The 17438-nt window shown below is 61.2% G+C and carries 16 protein-coding genes and 1 pseudogene; 6 read left to right on the top strand and 11 right to left on the bottom strand.

The window, feature by feature from the left end:
- Nucleotides 1–18: 18 nt before the first annotated feature.
- From A6D6_RS08470 to A6D6_RS08455, 4 genes are all read left to right on the top strand, one after another.
- Nucleotides 19–666: a hypothetical protein gene (locus tag A6D6_RS08470; protein WP_133490815.1), complete on the top strand. Its 648-nt coding sequence runs from the start codon at nucleotides 19–21 to the stop codon at nucleotides 664–666.
- A gap of 68 nt (nucleotides 667–734) precedes the next feature.
- Nucleotides 735–1787 (top strand): protease SohB, encoded by a 1053-nt coding sequence (gene sohB / locus A6D6_RS08465; protein ID WP_201303737.1) that lies wholly within the window; start codon nucleotides 735–737, stop codon nucleotides 1785–1787.
- Between the two features lie 33 nt (nucleotides 1788–1820).
- A complete protein-coding gene (locus tag A6D6_RS08460) occupies nucleotides 1821–2813 on the top strand; it encodes a YhdH/YhfP family quinone oxidoreductase (protein ID WP_159660477.1) in 993 nt (330 codons plus the stop codon).
- A 31-nt stretch (nucleotides 2814–2844) separates the two neighbouring features.
- A complete protein-coding gene (locus A6D6_RS08455) occupies nucleotides 2845–3807 on the top strand; it encodes a zinc transporter ZntB (protein ID WP_159660476.1) in 963 nt (320 codons plus the stop codon).
- Between the two features lie 62 nt (nucleotides 3808–3869).
- Here the strand turns inward: A6D6_RS08455 and A6D6_RS08450 are convergent, their stop codons facing one another.
- The 4 genes from A6D6_RS08450 to A6D6_RS08435 form a co-directional block, all read right to left on the bottom strand.
- The gene (locus A6D6_RS08450) at nucleotides 3870–4373 is read right to left on the bottom strand and encodes a DUF934 domain-containing protein (protein WP_159660475.1); all 504 of its coding nucleotides are present in this window, start codon (nucleotides 4371–4373) and stop codon (nucleotides 3870–3872) included.
- Nucleotides 4366–6015, bottom strand: a complete 1650-nt coding sequence (locus tag A6D6_RS08445) for a nitrite/sulfite reductase (protein ID WP_133490820.1) — start codon at nucleotides 6013–6015, stop codon at nucleotides 4366–4368. The genes A6D6_RS08450 and A6D6_RS08445 overlap by 8 nt, the downstream gene beginning before the upstream one ends.
- 131 nt (nucleotides 6016–6146) lie before the next feature.
- The gene (locus tag A6D6_RS08440; RefSeq protein ID WP_133490821.1) at nucleotides 6147–6371 is read right to left on the bottom strand and encodes a DUF2970 domain-containing protein; all 225 of its coding nucleotides are present in this window, start codon (nucleotides 6369–6371) and stop codon (nucleotides 6147–6149) included.
- Between the two features lie 10 nt (nucleotides 6372–6381).
- A complete protein-coding gene (locus tag A6D6_RS08435) occupies nucleotides 6382–7743 on the bottom strand; it encodes an MATE family efflux transporter (protein ID WP_133490822.1) in 1362 nt (453 codons plus the stop codon).
- 220 nt (nucleotides 7744–7963) lie between these two features.
- Between A6D6_RS08435 and nfuA the strand changes: the two genes are divergently transcribed.
- On the top strand, nucleotides 7964–8557 hold the full coding sequence (nfuA, locus tag A6D6_RS08430; RefSeq protein WP_022995099.1) for a Fe-S biogenesis protein NfuA: 594 nt from the start codon (nucleotides 7964–7966) through the stop codon (nucleotides 8555–8557).
- 157 nt (nucleotides 8558–8714) lie between these two features.
- On the opposite strand, the gene A6D6_RS08425 is transcribed toward nfuA, so the two are convergent.
- The 3 genes from A6D6_RS08425 to A6D6_RS08415 are packed head-to-tail and all read right to left on the bottom strand — an operon-like array spanning nucleotide 8715 to nucleotide 12101.
- Nucleotides 8715–9500 carry a M48 family metallopeptidase gene (locus A6D6_RS08425; protein WP_159660474.1) on the bottom strand — a complete coding sequence of 262 codons (786 nt, stop codon included), beginning with the start codon at nucleotides 9498–9500 and terminating at the stop codon, nucleotides 8715–8717.
- 14 nt (nucleotides 9501–9514) lie between these two features.
- Nucleotides 9515–11179, bottom strand: a complete 1665-nt coding sequence (locus tag A6D6_RS08420; protein ID WP_159660473.1) for an ABC1 kinase family protein — start codon at nucleotides 11177–11179, stop codon at nucleotides 9515–9517.
- Nucleotides 11180–11216: 37 nt separating this feature from the next.
- The gene (locus A6D6_RS08415) at nucleotides 11217–12101 is read right to left on the bottom strand and encodes a haloalkane dehalogenase (RefSeq protein WP_159660472.1); all 885 of its coding nucleotides are present in this window, start codon (nucleotides 12099–12101) and stop codon (nucleotides 11217–11219) included.
- Between the two features lie 68 nt (nucleotides 12102–12169).
- Between A6D6_RS08415 and A6D6_RS08410 the strand changes: the two genes are divergently transcribed.
- Nucleotides 12170–12490, top strand: a complete 321-nt coding sequence (locus tag A6D6_RS08410) for an SET domain-containing protein (protein WP_133490826.1) — start codon at nucleotides 12170–12172, stop codon at nucleotides 12488–12490.
- Between the two features lie 249 nt (nucleotides 12491–12739).
- Here A6D6_RS08410 and A6D6_RS21860 read toward each other — a convergent pair.
- From A6D6_RS21860 to A6D6_RS08390, 4 genes and pseudogenes are all read right to left on the bottom strand, one after another.
- A pseudogene (locus tag A6D6_RS21860) lies at nucleotides 12740–13168 on the bottom strand (pseudouridine synthase); the annotation flags it as partial.
- A 4-nt stretch (nucleotides 13169–13172) separates the two neighbouring features.
- Nucleotides 13173–15551, bottom strand: coding sequence for an endopeptidase La (gene lon / locus A6D6_RS08400; protein WP_133490827.1), 2379 nt, complete (start codon nucleotides 15549–15551; stop codon nucleotides 13173–13175).
- A gap of 110 nt (nucleotides 15552–15661) precedes the next feature.
- Nucleotides 15662–16327: a class I SAM-dependent methyltransferase gene (locus A6D6_RS08395; protein WP_133490828.1), complete on the bottom strand. Its 666-nt coding sequence runs from the start codon at nucleotides 16325–16327 to the stop codon at nucleotides 15662–15664.
- Nucleotides 16328–16411: 84 nt separating this feature from the next.
- The gene (locus tag A6D6_RS08390) at nucleotides 16412–17380 is read right to left on the bottom strand and encodes an alpha/beta fold hydrolase (protein WP_159660471.1); all 969 of its coding nucleotides are present in this window, start codon (nucleotides 17378–17380) and stop codon (nucleotides 16412–16414) included.
- Nucleotides 17381–17438: the final 58 nt, after the last annotated feature.

Here is a 17438-nt window from a genome sequence, read left to right as displayed (position 1 = left end):
CATGATGATGGAGTCCCGATGAGCTTTTCGTTCGCCCCGCTTTTGATTATGGTCATTGGCTTGGTTCTGGTGCTGATCGGGGCCTGGATTCTGTTGCGCCAGAAATGGCTGTGGCAGTGGCTCAAGGGCACGGCGGGGCTGCTGTTGGTGGCCGGGGCCATCTATCTGGTGTTGGTGGCGGTCAGTCTGTACAGCTACCACGAACTGAACGCGGAATCGCCGGTGGCCACGATCAGCTTCCGTGCCACCGACAATCAGGCCTACATCGCCACGGTCACCGGCCGTGATGGCCGCACCCGTGATTTCCGGCTGGCCGGAGACCAGTGGCAACTGGACGCCAGAATCATCAAGTGGAAAACCCCCTTCGCCTTGCTGGGACTGAAGCCGGCCTATCAGTTGGATCGCATCCAGGGGCGTTACTTCGCACTGGAGGACGAGCGCTCCCGGGAACGTACCGTGTATAGTTTCCACGACGCGCCACCGCTGCTGGACGTCTGGCGCCAGGCCCGGGAGGGCTGGAGTTTTCTTGTCGATGCGCGCTATGGTAGCGCCGCCTATCTGCCGATGGCGGACGGGGCGATCTTTGAAGTGACGGTTGCCCCCACCGGTCTGGTGGGGCGGCCGCTCAACGGCAGTGCGCAGCAGGCGGTTTCCGGCTGGCAATAAGCGGGATGCGGTGCCAGTGAGCGGGACGGGCGATTTAACCCATACATACAGGTGAGCAAGACACGGTGATCATCGATTTAGTATCCGAATACGGCATGTTTCTCGCCAAGGTCGCCACCCTCGTGGTGGCGATTTTGTTTGTGATCGGCGGGATCGCCACGGCGGCGGCGCGCAATCGCCAGCGCAGTGGCCGCGACGGCGAATTACACGTCAAGTACCTCAACGAGGAGTTCGACGACCTGCGCGAGAGCATCATCGACGAAGTGTGGCCGGAACAGCGCCGCAAGAGCGAGGCCAAGAAAAAACGCAAGGAAGAAAAGGCGCGGGCCAAGCAGCGCAAGAAAGCCGGCGGTGAAGACAAATTGCCGCCGCGCCTGTTCGTGCTGGATTTCGATGGTGACCTTCAAGCCAGTGATGTGGAAACCCTGCGCCACGAAATCAGCGCCATCCTGGAAGTGGCCGAGGCGGATGATGAAGTCCTGCTGCGACTGGAAAGCCCGGGTGGACTGGTGCACAGCTATGGCCTGGCCGCCTCGCAACTGAAACGTCTGCGCGGGCGCGGTTTGAAACTCACCGTGGCGGTGGACCAGGTGGCCGCCAGCGGCGGCTATATGATGGCTTGTATCGGCGACCGCATTCTCAGCGCTCCTTTCGCGGTGATCGGTTCCATCGGCGTGGTGGCACAGATTCCCAATGTCCATCGTCTGCTGAAAAAGCACGACGTGGATGTGGAATTGATGACGGCCGGCGAATACAAACGCACCCTGACCATGCTTGGCGAAAATACCGACAAGGCTCGCGCCAAGTTCCAGCAAGAGCTGGAAGAGACCCACCAGCTGTTCAAGAGTTTTGTCCGTGAGCACCGCCGTGGTCTGGACATCGACACGGTGGCCACCGGTGAGCACTGGTTCGGCAGCCGGGCCAAGGAACTGGGGCTGGTGGACGACATCATGACCAGTGATGAATACTTGCAGGGGCGCAAAGCCCAGGTCGACATCTACCAGGTTACCTGGGAACAGAAGCGTAAACTCGCGGATCGGCTGAGCCTGTCCCTGGCGTCCGCGGCCCAGCGCCTGGCGGATCGCTTCTGGCAGCGTGGCTCGCAGCGGCCCTTCCAATAAATACCCGACGGACAACAGCAAACGGAGCTGGTAATGACATTCAAGGCCCTGATCACCGAAAGCACCGACAATGGCTACCAAAGCCGGGTAGGGGAGCGTGAGCTGAGTGATCTGCCGGAAGGCGAGGTTCTGGTTAAGGTGAGCTGGTCTTCTCTGAACTACAAGGACGCGCTCAGCGCCAGCGGCAACAAGGGCGTCACCCGCCATTATCCACATACACCGGGCATCGACGCCGTTGGTGTGGTGGAAGAAGCGGAGCAGGGCCCATTCAGCCCCGGTGACCAGGTCATCTGCACCGGCTATGACCTGGGCATGAACACCGTCGGCGGCTACGGCGATTACATTCGCGTGCCAGCGGATTGGCTGGTGCCGCTGCCGGATGGCATGGACCCACGCTCCGCCATGATGCTGGGCACCGCCGGCCTCACCGCCGCCTTGTGCGTGGAGGCATTGCTGGATACCGGCCTGCAGGAGGACCAGGGTGACGTGCTGGTTACCGGCGCCACCGGCGGTGTTGGTTGCGTGGCGGTCTCGATCCTGTCCCGGCTGGGCTTTCGCGTGGTCGCCGTTACCGGTAAAAGCGACGCCCACGACTGGCTGAAAGCCCTGGGAGCAGCGGACATCATTTCCCGCGAGGACGCCCTGACGGATGCCAATAAGCCGATGTTGAAGCCACGCTGGGCCGGGGTGGTGGACTGCGTCGGCGGCGACATGCTGGTGAACGCCCTGAAAAGCCTGCAATACGGCGCCAGCGCCGCCTGCTGCGGCCTGGTGGGATCACCGCAACTCAATAGTGCCACGGTGCTTCCGTTCATCCTGCGTGGCGTCAATCTGCTCGGCGTGGACAGCGTGGAACTGCCGCGCGAAGTGAAGCAGCAGATCTGGCAGTTGCTGGCCTCGGACTGGACCCCGGATCTGGCCGCGTTGGAAGCGGCGGAAATCACTCGGGAACAACTGCCGGAATGGTTCGAGCGTATCCTCGCCGGCGGCGTGCGCGGCCGCGTGGTGGTCAAGATAGGCGGTTGATCGCTGGCAGACCACTGATACGGGAGGCACCATGACTGACCCCGGCTGGCTTAAATTCGCACTGCGTCTGGACGGCAAGGGCGGAGCGACGCCCTTCGAGCCACAGCTGTCCGCCGGTGACCATGCCACCCGTTGGATTCATCTGGATTACACTCGTCCGGAAAGCCGGGACTGGCTGGAAGCCAGAGCGGATATTCCGATGGTGGTCAGCGAGGCCCTGCTGACGCCGGAAACCCGGCCGCGGGTCAGCGAGGTGGGCGGGGGGCTTCTGGTTTATCTCCGTGGGGTCAATCTGTCCCCCGATGCCCGCCCCGAGGACATGATCGCGGTACGGCTGTGGGTCCGGGACGGCCTGGTGATCAGCACCCAAAAGCGTACCCTTAAATCACTCACCGAGCTGGTCGAGGCCCTGTACGCGGGCGAGGGGCCGGCGACGCCGTCCGAGCTGCTCGCCGGGCTGGTGGACGGGCTGGTCTGGCGCATGGAAGACGCAATTGAACAGATCGAGGACCAGGTGGCGGCTTTTTCCGAACAGTTGGAAAGCCGGCCGGGCAGCCGCGAGCAGACACGGCGCATCGGCGCCTTGCGCCGCCGGGCCATCACACTGCGTCGCTACATGGCCCCACAACGGGACGCACTGATCAAACTGCATGGCGACAGCCGTATTCGCAGTGGCGACGCGGAGACCATTCGTGAAGCCACCGATCGCCTGCAACGCCTGCTGGAGGATCTGGACGCGGCCCGCGAACATGCCACGCTGCTGCAAGAAGAGGTCTTTTCCGCGCAGAACGAGACCATCAATGACCGCATGTATCTGCTGGCCATCATCAGCGCCATTTTTCTGCCGCTGGGCTTCCTGACCGGTCTGTTTGGTATCAATGTGGGGGGCTTGCCGTGGCTGGAGGACCCCAACGGATTCTGGTGGTTCAGTGGAATGCTCGCGATTACCAGCACCGGCATCCTGCTGTGGATGATCCGGCGACGCTGGGTGTGAAACACGGTTCGGCACCGGCGCTTGCCAAAGGAAGGTCCGCCCCGGACGGGGCGGATTGATGATCAGGCGGATTGACGGCGATAGATCGGGCGCTCGTCGTGAACGTCGCCCTGATAGGTAACCGAGAACGGGCGCAGGCCATTCAGGGCTTCCTCGATATCACGGTCGGCACGCACCTCGAAGGCATTGAAGCCGACCCGGTGCATGTAGAACAGCTGATCCTGCAGCACATCCCCCACCGCTCGCACCTCACCTTCAAAACCATAGCGGGTGCGCAACTCACGGGCATAGGAATAACCCCGGCCGTCCTTGAAAGCGGGAAAGTTCACCGCCACCAGGGGCAGGGTGGGCAAGTCCGCGGCCAGATCCGCGGGCTCTTCACCGGGTTCCAGGCACACTCCCACCGGCGCCGAGCGCTCCAGCAGGGCCTCACGATGAGACAGCCAGTACGCCAGCGGCACGATCACCGCGCCTGCCTCCGGAACTCCTTGTTGCTCCAATTCCTCGGAGGTCAGCCGCTGCCAGGCATTGTCTACGATGTCGCCGTTGACGATTACCTTAGCCATATACCACCTCCTTGAACGGGTCCATGCCAATGCGCTCGTACGTACTGATGAAAGGCTCGTTTTCCAGACGATTGTCCAGATACACGCGGACGATCTTGCCGATCACGCCGTTGACCTCATGGGACTCGAAGGACGGCCCCATTTTTTCGCCAATGCGGGATTGGCGGTCACCGCGACCACCCAGGGTGATCTGGTAGAACTCCTTGCCCTTTTTGTCCACGCCGAGAATACCGATGTGGCCAATATGGTGGTGACCGCAGGCGTTCATGCAACCGGAAATATTGACATCCAGCGGTCCCAGATCATGAACAAAATCCAGGTCGTCGAACTGGCGCTGGATACCCTCCGCGATCGGCACGGACTTAGCGTTGGCCAGTGCGCAAAGGTCACCGCCGGGGCAGGACACGATGTCGGTGATCAGTCCCAGATTCGGTGTGGCGAACCCGAGCGCGTCCAGCTGTCGCCAGAGATCATACAACTCGTCCTCGGCGACATCAGCCAGAACCATGTTCTGCTGGTGCGTGGTGCGCACTTCGGAGAACGCATAACGGTCCGCCAGATCGGCCACTGCTTCCAGTTGTTCGTCGGTAATGTCACCGGGGATGCGGCCGGTCTTCTTCAGCGTCAGGGTCACCGCCCGGTAGCCGCCCCTCTTATGGGCGCGGGTGTTGGTGTGGTACCAGCGGTTGAAGGCACGGTGCTGATCCAGAGCACTGTGCAGCGCGGCGCTGTCCACATCAACGCGATAATCCGGATCCACGAAGCAGGCCTTGATGCGGGCCACTTCCTCCCGGGTCAGCGTCATGGCGCCGCCTTTCAGCTCGGCGAATTCCGCTTCCGCCAACTCGCGGAACTTATCCGCGCCCAAAGCCTTCACCAGAATCTTGATGCGGGCCTTGTACTTGTTGTCGCGATTTCCGTATTTGTTGTACACCCGCAGAATCGCTTCCAGATAGGCAAGCAGATCCGGCCAGGGGACAAACTCGCCGATCACCTCACCGGTCATCGGGGTGCGGCCGAGACCACCGCCGGCCCAGACCTGAAAGCCGGTTTCGCCATCGTGGTCATGGACGATCTGTACGCCGATATCGTGCACGCCGATCAAAGCAGGATCGGCGTCCGGTACCGCGTTCACGGCGATTTTGAATTTGCGCGGCAGATAAGCGAATTCCGGGTTGAAGGTGGCCCACTGGCGGATCACTTCACACCAGGGGCGCGGGTCTTCGATTTCACGCGGATTAACGCCGGCGTATTCGTCGGTGGTGATGTTGCGAATACAGTTACCGCTGGTTTGAATGGCGTGCATTTGCACGCTGGCCAGCTCGGCGAGAATGTCGGGAGTGTCCGCCACTTCCGGCCAGTTCAACTGGATATTCTGACGGGTACTGACGTGGCAGAAGCCCTTGTCGTAATCGCGGCTGATGGACGCCAGCTTGCGCACCTGGGTGGTGTTGAGCATGCCGTAAGGTACGGAGATACGCATCATCGGCGCATAGCGCTGGATGTAGAGCCCGTTCTGCAGCCGCAGAGCGAGAAATTCGTCCTCGCTCAGTTGGCCCGCCAGGTAACGTCGGGTCTGGTCGCGGTACTGTGCCACCCGCTCTTCCAGAAGCCGTTGGTCATAGTCCTGATATACGTACATTGCTGTGTCGCGCCGTGTTAATTCGTTGATTTGCAAGCCGTTTGGCGGCTTACAATTCCGAGTGGCGCGAACTTTAGCAAAGGGTTTTTATACTTAAAAGAAATATATCGCTATATCCCTAGTGTGTTCCGCTATGACCCGGCGGCACTGAGAACCATTTTCACTACCACGAAAACACCGATCACCAGACCCAACACCAGGACCACATAAACACCGATATAATCGCCGGGATTGCCCTTGTTAAAATCCCGTTCGCGGTTGGCGTGGCTCTGCACACCAAACAGTCCGGCAAGAATACTTTTCAATACTTGCAGGGAGTTGGGGCGGTCCGAGCCGGAATTGTTCTGATCGCTCATGAAGACCTCGTCATAATTGAATGTGAGCCCAGCTTCGGCGCACCCACAGCCCTCCCAACAGGGAAGAGGTCACCAGCCGTTGCAGAGCCTGTGCCAGCCAGATGCCAAGCAGTCCGAATCCCAGCCAGGGGCCAACGATATAGGCCAGCGGCAGGAACAGACACCATTGTACTACAAGGGTGACCATCATGACCGACCGCGATGCGCCGGCCCCCAGCAAAGCCTGGGTAAAGATGATGGCCGCGCCGTCCAGGCAAATCGCCAGCCCGGTGATCATCAGCGGCACCCGTCCCAATGCCACCAGATCCGGCTGGTGCAGGAATAACCCCAGAATCCACTCCGGCGCCAGCCACATGGGCAATGCGGTGATGAACAACATCAGCACCGCCAGCCAGGTGACATCCCAGCCCCAGCGGTAGGCATCGGCGGTATCCCGGCGGCCCAGCGCCTGGCCCACCAGCGACGCGGCCGCCAGCCCGAGCCCGATGGCCGGCAGAATCAGCAGGAGGATCAAGGTGATCAGTACATGGGCCACCGCCACTTCATCGGCGCCGACCATGCCGATAATCCAGAACAGCACGGTAAGGCCGGCGGAGAAGAAGAACTGTTGCACCGAGTTGGGAATACTGACCCTGGCGATACTGCCCAAGGTGGCGGTGGAAGGCCAGGCGGCCATGAAACCGTGCTCACGCCCCAGCTTCCAGGTTTGCAGCAGGTAAAGCAGACTGCCGAGATAAAGCGACAAGGTGGTACCGAGGCCTGCGCCCGCGGCGCCCATTTCCGGCAGGCCCAGACGGCCAAAGATCAGACCATAGCTGAGTACCACATTGGCCACATGGGTGGTGATCAGGGTGCGCATGTACACCGCGGGGCGGCTGATGCCGTTCCAATAGCCGCGATAGCAAAAATTCATCGCCACCGCCCAGATGCCCAGCAAACGCATGTCAAAGTAGCCCTCGGCCAGTCCGGCGACCGGCGCATTGGGAGCAAGAAAATGCATCATCGGTGCGCTGAGCGCCAGAAACAGCGCGGTCAACGGCAGCGACAGCACCAGCCCCACCAGCAATCCGGCATTCAGGGGCAGGGCATATTGACGCTCGTCGCCTTCTCCTTTGCGCCGCGCCACCATGGCCTGCACCCCGGCGCCGAGCCCGATCACCACGCTGATCGACAGGAAGGCGGCATAGCCCCCCAGACCAACACCGGCCAGAGCATCACCGCCCAGCCGCCCGACCAGAGCGGCGTCGACCAGATTGAGCAGGCTTTGGCTTATCATGGCCGCCATGATGGGCAGGCCCAGGGCGAGGACGCGGCGGCTTCGATGCAGTGGAGGCAAGGTGATTTCCGGCTTTTTGACGAAAGCGGCAACCATACCAGAAAGTCCTAGAGCCTGTTTATAGTCTTTACCCCAGCGCAACCCGAAGGGCCGGGCCCACTTTCTTTAGGTGGAGAGGGGAGCTCCGGCGCGGCGGCGTAAAGACTATAAACAGGCTCTCGGGCCCCCAGGATCAACCCGGAGAAAAACGCTGCCCCATTGCAACCACGCAGTACCTGACTAAAATAGTCAGGAAATACCCCAACCGGAAACCGGAATGAGCGAAGAACTGATCCGCATCACCGACAGCGCCCAGGATTACCTCCGCGACCTGCTTTCCAAGCAGGACCAGGAGGGTATGGGCGTGCGTATCTTCGTCGAACGCCCCGGCACCCCCCATGCCGAGTGCTGCATGGCCTATTGCCCGCCGGATGAGCAGGAAGACGGGGATGTGCGCTATGACTATGAAGGCTTCCATGCCTGGATCGAGGGCAAGAGCGTACGCTACCTGGAAGACGCGGTGATCGATTACAAGAAGGACAGCATGGGCGGCCAGCTGACCTTCCGGGCCCCCAAATCCCGGGTCCCCGACATCAGCCCCGATGCCAGCCTGGAAGAACGCATCAACTATGTCCTGTACGCGGAGATCAACCCGAATCTGGCGGCTCACGGTGGTAGCGTGCAGCTGCTGGAACTGACCGAGGACAATGTGGCGGTGCTGGAATTCGGCGGCGGCTGTCAGGGGTGTTCGGTGGTGGATGTCACCTTGCGTGATGGCGTGGAGCGTACCCTCAAGGAGCGCCTGCCAGAACTGACCGGCGTGCGGGACAAGACCGATCACAGCGTTACCGACAACGCCTACTACAGTTGATTTCCCGGTCGACTATCGACTTCGCTTGCAAGCAAGCTTCCCACAGCGGCTTCGTAGTCCGATCCGTGGGAAGCCGCTTTAGCGGCGAATAGCGTCTAGCGTGCCAGCGAGTTGTCGGACGCCACCACTCCACGGACCACGATTCGTTTGCCTCCGGTTATCCGCAGTTCGGCCTTTTGCCCGCAGCGCGGGCCTGCTGATACAGCGGCAGGGCGTCAGGCATGCTGGCCTCCAGATCTTCGATACGGGTGCCACTGGAGGGGTGAGTGGACAACAGCTCCGGCGGGCTGCCATTGCTGGCCGCAGCCATGTTTTTCCACAACTCCACGCTTTGACGCGGATCGAATCCGGCTCGGGCCATCATCCGCAAGCCAATGATGTCGGCCTCGGATTCATGCTTTCGGCTGAAGGGCAGCGTCACGCCCACCTGAGTACCCAGCCCCAGGGCCGCCATCAGGCCTTGCTGGGCCGCACCGCCGCTGTCCCCGGCCAGGGCCGCCAGCAATTGCGTGCCGGTATCCGTGGCGTATTGAATCGACATGCGCTCATTGGAGTGCTGGGCCAGCACATGACCCACTTCATGACCCAGCACCGCGGCCAGTTGATCCTGGGTCTTGGCCACTTTCAGCAAGCCGGTATAGACCCCGATTTTGCCGCCAGGCAAAGCGAAGGCGTTGGCGGCAGGATCGTCGAACAATGTCACTTCCCACTGCTGGTCACTGCCGGACTCGGCGGTAACCGCGTCGGCCACGCATTGCACATACCGTTTTTGCTTACTGTTGGTACTGATCTTCTGTTCCGTTTTCATTTGATCGTAAGCGGCCATGCCCATTTCATTCATCTGGTCCGCGGGCATCAGCAAGAACTGGCTGCGGCCCAGCGGTGAAGTGGCACAGGCGGTCAGCGTCAGGGCGGCCAGTACGGGCAGGGCGATTCTTTTCATCAATGTTTTCCTCCTTATTCCCACTCGCGCAAATGGCGGCGGGCTATCCATAGCAACCATGTGGACCACAGTCCACACGCCAATAATACCAGCACTCCGGGCACGGAAAGATCCCAAATTGTCGGCGGCACCCGTCCGGCCAGCATCAGCGCGCCAGCAATCATCGATGCGCAGACCAAAAGCGTTTGTATCTGCCGGTACTGACCGCGCTCCAGACGGCTCACCAAACGCTCCAGATGGCGCGGATCGACACCGCCATCAGCGCGCCCGCCAGCCAGCGTCGCCGGTGGGGGAGGAGCATAGAGCCGGTCAACCGCATCCAGGGCCCGCAGCCCGAGACTGCGTACCAGCCGTTTAGGCCCATAGCGTTGTCGCAGCAGCCGGTGCATCAAGGGTTCCGCCTCACGGATCAGGTCGAAACGCGGGTTCAGCAGACGGCCAAAGCCTTCCAGGGTAATCAGGGCCTTGATCAACAAGGCGATATCGCTGGGCAGGATCAGCCCGTGATTGCGGATCAGGGCGGTGATGTCGCCGAGCAGGGCGGGCAGGTCCAGGTCCGCCAGCGGCAAACCATAGTAACGGGACACCACGTCCTCCACATCCGCCACCAACTGATCAAAGTTGAGCGGTTGGCCGTCGGACCAACCGGTCAGGACCGCCGCAGCATGCTCCGACTCCCGGGTTATGATGGCACGCACCAATTGCACGATCTGTTCGCGCCGCCCATCGGTCAGCTTGCCGACCATGCCGAAGTCGAGCAGGCCGATGCGGTTGTTGCTCAGAATCAGTACGTTGCCAGGGTGAGGGTCAGCGTGGAAAAAACCGTCCTCCAGGGCCATTTTCCAGGCCACCATGGCGCCACGTCTCGCCACCAGCGGCCGATCCACGCCGAGCGCGTCAAGCCGGGCCAGATCCCGCGCCGGCGTACCGTTGAGCCGTTGCTGCACCTGCAAGGTGGCGGAACTGAGACGGGTGTGGACTTTCGGAACCATCACCCAGCGCAGCCCCTTGACGTTCTGGCGAATGCGCTCGGCATTGCGCGCTTCAATGGTGAAATCCAACTCCCGGGTGAGCGAGCGATGAAACTCGCGCACCAGTTCCACCGGGCGGTAGCGGCGCAGCTCCTGGGAATTGTCGGAGGCCAGTTTGGCGAGTTGATCCAGCAGCCGCAGGTCGGATTGAATCTTGGCCTCGATGCCAGGCTTTCTCACCTTGATCACCACCCGATCACCGGAGCGGGTCACCGCGGCGTGCACCTGGCCGATGGACGCCACACCCAGCGGACGCTCATCCACCGAAGCGAACACCTGATCCAGCGGCCGCCCCAGTGCCGCCTCCACCGCCGGGGTCAGACTGGCAAAGGATACCGGCCGGGCTCGATCCTGCAGCCTTTCAAACTGTTCGATCCATTCCGGTGAAAACAAATCCACCCGGGTCGCCAGCACCTGACCGAGCTTGACGAAGGTAGGCCCCATTTCCTCCATGGCATGACGCAGACGCTCGGCACTGCCCATATGCAGGAAGCGGGGATCCAGCCCGCTGCGCAACAAACGCCCGGCGTGTTCGATCATCGGCGCCAGGCCCAACCGGCGCAGCATGTCAGCAAATCCGTATTTCAGCAGAATCGCCGCCAGCTCATTGAGGCGGCGCAGATCCTGGCCGGTGTGCAGCAGATTCATGATGTCCGTGCTTCCTTTGAACAGACCTTTACCGCGCTCATCGCGGATTCGCCAAGCGTACCTGGAACCATTGGTCCAGAGAATCGGCGATCACCGCCGGATTATCCTCCGGCACGAAATGCAGCCCCGGCCCCGCATGGACCACATCCAGGTATTTCAGCCGTTGTTTGAACCAGGGGATACGTTGTTCGGGCAGCACCGCGCCCGGGCGGAAGTGCAACAGCAACATCGGCTGGTCCATCTCCGGCAGACGCTTTTCGATTTCCTCAACCGCCAGCCAGGTTTCCCCCTGGCGATCATCGATTGGCAACTCGGAGGGCAGGGCACGGATCGCCCGGCGGCTGTGTCGATCGGGGAACGCGGCACGATAAACGTTCATGACGCTGCGAGGCAAACGCCGCAAGGTGCCCATGGGCAATACCGTGTTAACGAACAGATTGTGGCGTTGCAGCAACCAGGGGCTCAGAGCTGGCTGACGAAAAGCGAAATACAGCGGACGCGCGATCAGCGGAAACTCTTGCCAGTCAAAGGTGAAAGGGAAGGTCTCCATGAAGACCAGGGCACGGACCTGGCTCGGCTGCTGCTGCGCCAGTCTGAAACCAAGCGGACCACCCCAGTCGTGCAGCACCAGGATCACCGGCTCAAGCGCCAGTTGCTCAACAAAACCGGACAGAAAGTGATGGAGCGTACATAGCCGGTAATCCAGATCCGGCTTGGCGCTGCGGCCGAAACCGGGAAGGTCCAACGCGACGCAGCGGTAACGGTGACGCAGAAGCTTGATCACGTTCCGCCACAGATAACTGCTGGTGGGATTGCCATGCACGAACAACAAGGTGGGGCCGGAGCCTTCGTCCAGATAATGCAGCCGTTGCCCGTGCACCGATACATAGTGGGATCGGAAGGGGCAGTCCGCGAAGCCCATGCCATGCGCCCTGATAGCTTTTCTGGCAAGATGCCACGCTGACGATAACAACTGCAAGCACGATGCCCATGAAACCCTACGTTCGTCACGACCTGGTTTTGGTCCAGACCAGTGATATCCATGGCAAGGGGCTGTTCGCCCGCCAACGTCTTCCCGCCGGCACCGTGCTCGGCGTGCTGAAAACCAAGCCCGCTCGTCGCAACGGTCCCTATGTGCTGTGGCTGGATGACGATGGCGAGGAGCGGCACCGGGTTTTATGCGAGCTGCGTTACATCAATCACGGCCGGCCGGCCAATGTGGCTTACTATGACGACCTCACCGTGGTGACGCTGAAAGCGGTGAAGGCAGGGCAGGAACTGTTGCACGATTACGGTGAGGATTGGGCGTAGTCCGGGAGCCCCTTTTAAAAGGGGACCGGCGAAACGAACTCGCTCCACAGTCCGGTGTGAGGATGATTGAAGGCCAGCTTGTGGGCATGCAGCAGCAACCGCTCGCTGGCGGCGAGCACCGCTTCGGGCGCGTAGAGATCGCAGCCGAGAATCGGATGCCCCAGCTCCCGGCAGTGAATACGCAGCCGGCCGCAGCCGTAACCGGGTGCGGCCTCGGACGGTGTCCCGCTCCAGCACTTTCCATTGGGTGAGCGCCACCTTGCCGGTTTCGAAACAGACTTTCTGCAGCGGCCGATTGGGCCAGTCGGCGATCAGCGGCAAGTCCACCGCGCCGTCTCCGTATTCCACCAGGCCGTCCACCACGGCCTGATATTCCTTGAATACCCGGCGTTGCTGGAAGGCGCGGCTGAGCTGGCTCTGCGCTTCGCGAGTCAGAGCGAACACCATGATTCCGGAGGTATCCAGATCGAGCCGGTGCACCAGCCGTATTTCCGGAAAGTCCACCGCCAGACGCCGGATCACGCAGTCCTTGTTCTCCGGCGCCCGGCCCGGCACGCTGAGCAGGAAGGCGGGCTTGTTTACCACCAGAAGGTGATCGTCCCGGTGCAGGATGACCACCTCCTCATGGCAACGGGGCACGATGTAGTGCTCCGGCTGCCGGGCCCGCGGCAAGCGCATCGGGTCATCCCCAGATGGCGTCATGGACATCCTGATAGCGCTCGGCGAAGTGCACCGTCAGCCCCTTTTTAAGGTGCTCCGGCAGTTCCTTGTAATCGCGCTCGCAGGCCTTTGGCAGAATGATTTCACGAATACCAACACGGCGAGCGGCGGTGATCTTCTCGCGAATGCCACCGACGGCTAGCACCTGACCGGTCAACGTCAGCTCGCCGGTCATCGCCAATTTGCGCGGCAATCGTTTGCCGGTAGCCAGTGAGATCAAGGCCGTGGCCATGGTAATGCCGGCACTGGGCCCATCCTTTGGCGTGGCGCCTTCCGGCACATGCAAATGCACAAAGGACTGATCGAACCAACTGCTGTCACCACCGTAGGCCGGCAGATGGCTGGCGACATAGCTGTACGCAATCTCAGCGGATTCCTTCATCACATCGCCCAGTTGCCCGGTCTGTTTGAAGCCACGTTGATGAACATGCACCTGGGTGGCTTCGATGGATAAGGTCGCGCCCCCCATGGAGGTCCAGGCCAGACCGGTAACGACACCGATACCGCGCTGGGTCTTCTCCCGTTGGAAATAGGGCTGGCCGAGAAATTCCTCGAGGTTCTTGCTGGTGACGCTGATCTTTTTCTCACCGGAAAGCAAACGTACCGCCGCCTTGCGAATGATCTTGTTGAGCTGTTTCTCCAGGTTTCGCACCCCGGCTTCACGGGCATAGCCCTCCGCCACCTGACGCAACGCGCTGGCATTGATGGTGAGCTGCCCGGGTTTGACCCCGGCCCGTTCCAGGGAGCGCGGCCACAGATGGCGTTTGGCGATTTCCACCTTTTCCTCGGTGATGTAACCGCTCAGGCGGATCATTTCCATGCGGTCGAGCAGGGGAGCGGGGATCGAATCCAGGGTATTGGCGGTGCAGATAAACAGGCAATGACTGAGGTCCAGACGTTCGTCCAGATAGTGATCGAGAAAGTCCTGATTCTGCTCCGGGTCCAGCACTTCCAGCAGGGCGGAGGCCGGGTCGCCCTGAAACGAAGCGCCGAGCTTGTCGATTTCGTCGAGCATGATCACAGGATTGCTGGTGCCGGACTCTTTCAGCGCCTGAATCAACTTGCCGGGCATGGCGCCGATGTAGGTGCGCCGGTGGCCTTTGATCTCCGCCTCGTCCCGCATTCCGCCCAGGCTGAGCCGGTAAAAACGGCGATCCAGGGCTTCCGCGATGGCCCGCCCGACACTGGTCTTGCCCACCCCGGGAGGTCCTACCAGCAGCAGGATCGAGCCTTTGACTTCGCCGCGCATGGCGCCCACCGCGAGGAATTCGACGATGCGATCCTTGACGTCGTCCAGACCACTGTGATGCGCACTCAAGGTATCGCGGGCGTGCTTGAGGTCCAGATTGTCCTCGGAGAATCGCCCCCAGGGAACGGACGTCAGCCAGTCGAGATAGTTGCGGGTCACCGCGTATTCCGGCGAGCCGCTTTCCAGCACGCCCAGTTTGCGCACTTCCTCTTCAAAGCGCTTGGCCACCGCCTCCGGCGGCGTCAGAGATTCCATGCGGGCGCGGAATTCGTCCACGTCGGCGGTGCGGTCATCTTTTTCCAGACCCAGCTCACGCTGAATCACCTTGAGCTGTTCCTTGAGGAAAAATTCACGCTGATGGCGGGAGATCTTTTCGTTGACCTCCTCGCTGATCTCGTTCTGCAGGCGCGCGACTTCCACTTCCTTGCGCACCAGTGTCAGCACTTTCTCCATGCGTGGCTTCAACGGCACGGTCTCCAGAATGTCCTGAAGATCGTCCCCGTTCGCGCTGGTCAATGCGGCAGCGAAATCGGTGAGAGGAGAGGGGTCCCGCGGCGAGAAATTCTGCAGATAGTGCTTGAGCCCTTCGTTATACAGCGGGTTCAGTGGCAGCAGCTCGCGGATGGTGTTGATGATCGCCATGGCATAGGCGCGCAGGGCATCGGAGAGCTCGTCCTTGGGCTCAGGGTATTCCACTTCCGCCATGAACGGGCGTTTGCGATTGGTGTAGCCGGAAACGCGGAAACGCGCCAGCCCCTGGGCCACCACCTGCAGATGATCGTCTTCCTGATTGACGGCATGGATTTTCACCAGACAGCCGTATTCCGGGAAATCCTCCACCGAGACCTCATCCGGGTTACGGTCGCCCACATAGATCAGGCCCAGGGCATGGTGCGGGGTCTGGCTAACCCGCTCCAGGGTGGTCTGCCACAGCTCCTGATTCAGAAGAATCGGCTGCACCAACCCGGGCATGAACGGGCGATGACGCACTGGTATCAGATAGACCCGTTGTGGCAAATGATGATCCGGCAAGGCCAGGGCCCCCTGAGGGGTGGGCTGTTCGATGGTGGTTTCCTGCTCGTCTTGGTTCATGATATCCACTCGTCATAAACGGGAAGCGTCGCCGTTGACATTACGACAAGAAGGCGACGCACGACCAGTCATCTGAATGGAGTCTCCGAACCGGTTTTCAATAGCCGGATTCAGCGCGGGCCGTCGATGATCAAAAGATCGGCACTGAGCTCACGAGGGGTCTGGGTGCGCCGTTCCACCAGCCGGGCGTCGAATTTTTCTTCACATCGTTCCGCCAGGGCATAGAACGGGGAGCGTCCGGGGTCGGCGATAATGATCCGCCGCACCTTCTGATTCAGCGCACGGCGTATCAGATTGAACAGCACTGGCGTGAGCTCGTCCCAGAAGCAGATGTCGGCACCGGTAATGACATCGACATCGGCGAGCAGCGCTTTGGTCAGATTCTCGAAGCGTTTTTGCAGGGTCGTCACCGAGGTTTTGTTGATGGCGGCATGCAGTTCCAGATAGGGAAAGACATCCTCGTCCGCGTCCACCGCGGTCACCCGGCAACCAAGACGCTTGGCGGCGAATATCGACAGCGGGCCCCAGCCACAGCCGATGTCCATCAAATGGATATCCGCTCCCAGGGACAGCGCCCGGCGGTCGCGGGTCAACTGATCCATGATCAGGAAGCTGGAGTTCCACACTTTGTTGCCGTGGATCGAGGGCACGTGATTGGCACGTTTCAAGCGGCGCACCTCGCGGTGGCCGGAACGCAGCAGGGTAATGCCACGGGTATGAATGGTATGGGCTTCGCCCCGTCGGATTTTGGGAATGGGATTGTCGGATTGGGTCATGGCTGGCCGGCGCCTGGAAAAAGGAAAGACCTTACGGGCGCCGGCGATGTTGTTCAAGACTGGTCTGTTTCAAGACCGGGATGATCAGCGCGGACGGGCCGGGATCCGGTTCCAGAAAACCCGAAAGGCATCGGCGCTTTGTCCGGCCGCTTCCGCCATCGGCACGTGACCCACGCCATCAAGGATCACCGCCCGGGCATTTGGCAGGGTCTGGGTGAAGACCTCGACGTTGTCGACCCCAAGAAGTCGGTCTTCACGTCCCCACAGGACCAGCGTGGGAGTATTGATGGAAGCCAGCACCCCGGTTTGCCCCAACCGCATCGCCGGATCCGAATTGATATCCGCCCAGACTTTCTCCGCCACTTCCGCATTGGCGGCTTTCTCCTCGCCCATCAGGGTGATGGCGAAGTCGGGCATGCCCACCGAGCGTTCGGCGGCCCAGTCCAGTGTGGTATGGAAGTCCTTGGCCCGCCGGGGAATCAGAGGATTGCCCGGTGATTGCGCCAGCACATCGCGGAATTCCTGTGTTTGCAGGGTAACCCCGGCGGCGTCCACCAACCCCAGTGAGATCAGCCGGTCCGGGTGGCGCCGGGCCATTTCAATGGCGATGGCGCCCCCCATCGAATTGCCCGCCACATGAAAGCGCTCGACGCCCAAGTGATCAAGCAGTTCGAACAGCCGGGTGGCCTGCTTGTCAATGCCGTACTCCATTGACGTGGTCAGGGGCAGGGTGGCGCCGTGGCCGGGCAGATCGGGAATGATAAAACGATACTCGCCTTCCAGCTGATTGGCGAAACGGACCCAGTTGCGCGCATCGGCGCCAAAACCGTGGATCAGCAGCACCGCCGGCACCTCCGCGCCATCTTTGGAGCGCAGCAAATGCCAGTCGAGGCCGCTGTCGCTGGAGACTCGCAGGCTTTCGAGGCCCGCTCGCCATTGTTCGAATGCAATGCCCTGATGGTAGGCCCAGCGCCGGGTGTCTTCACACCCGCCAAGCAGCGCGGCACCCAGAACGGCTACCGCCAGAATCAGCCCCACACGACGCCATGTCATCCTTGTTCCCTCCGGTTGTTATTCTTTCCTCGTGAAAAAGCCACCGTAGAGGATCGAC

This window comes from Alcanivorax xiamenensis, from assembly GCF_009846745.1.
Taxonomy (GTDB): domain Bacteria; phylum Pseudomonadota; class Gammaproteobacteria; order Pseudomonadales; family Alcanivoracaceae; genus Alloalcanivorax; species Alloalcanivorax xiamenensis.
This window is presented reverse-complemented; position numbering and strand designations above follow the sequence as displayed.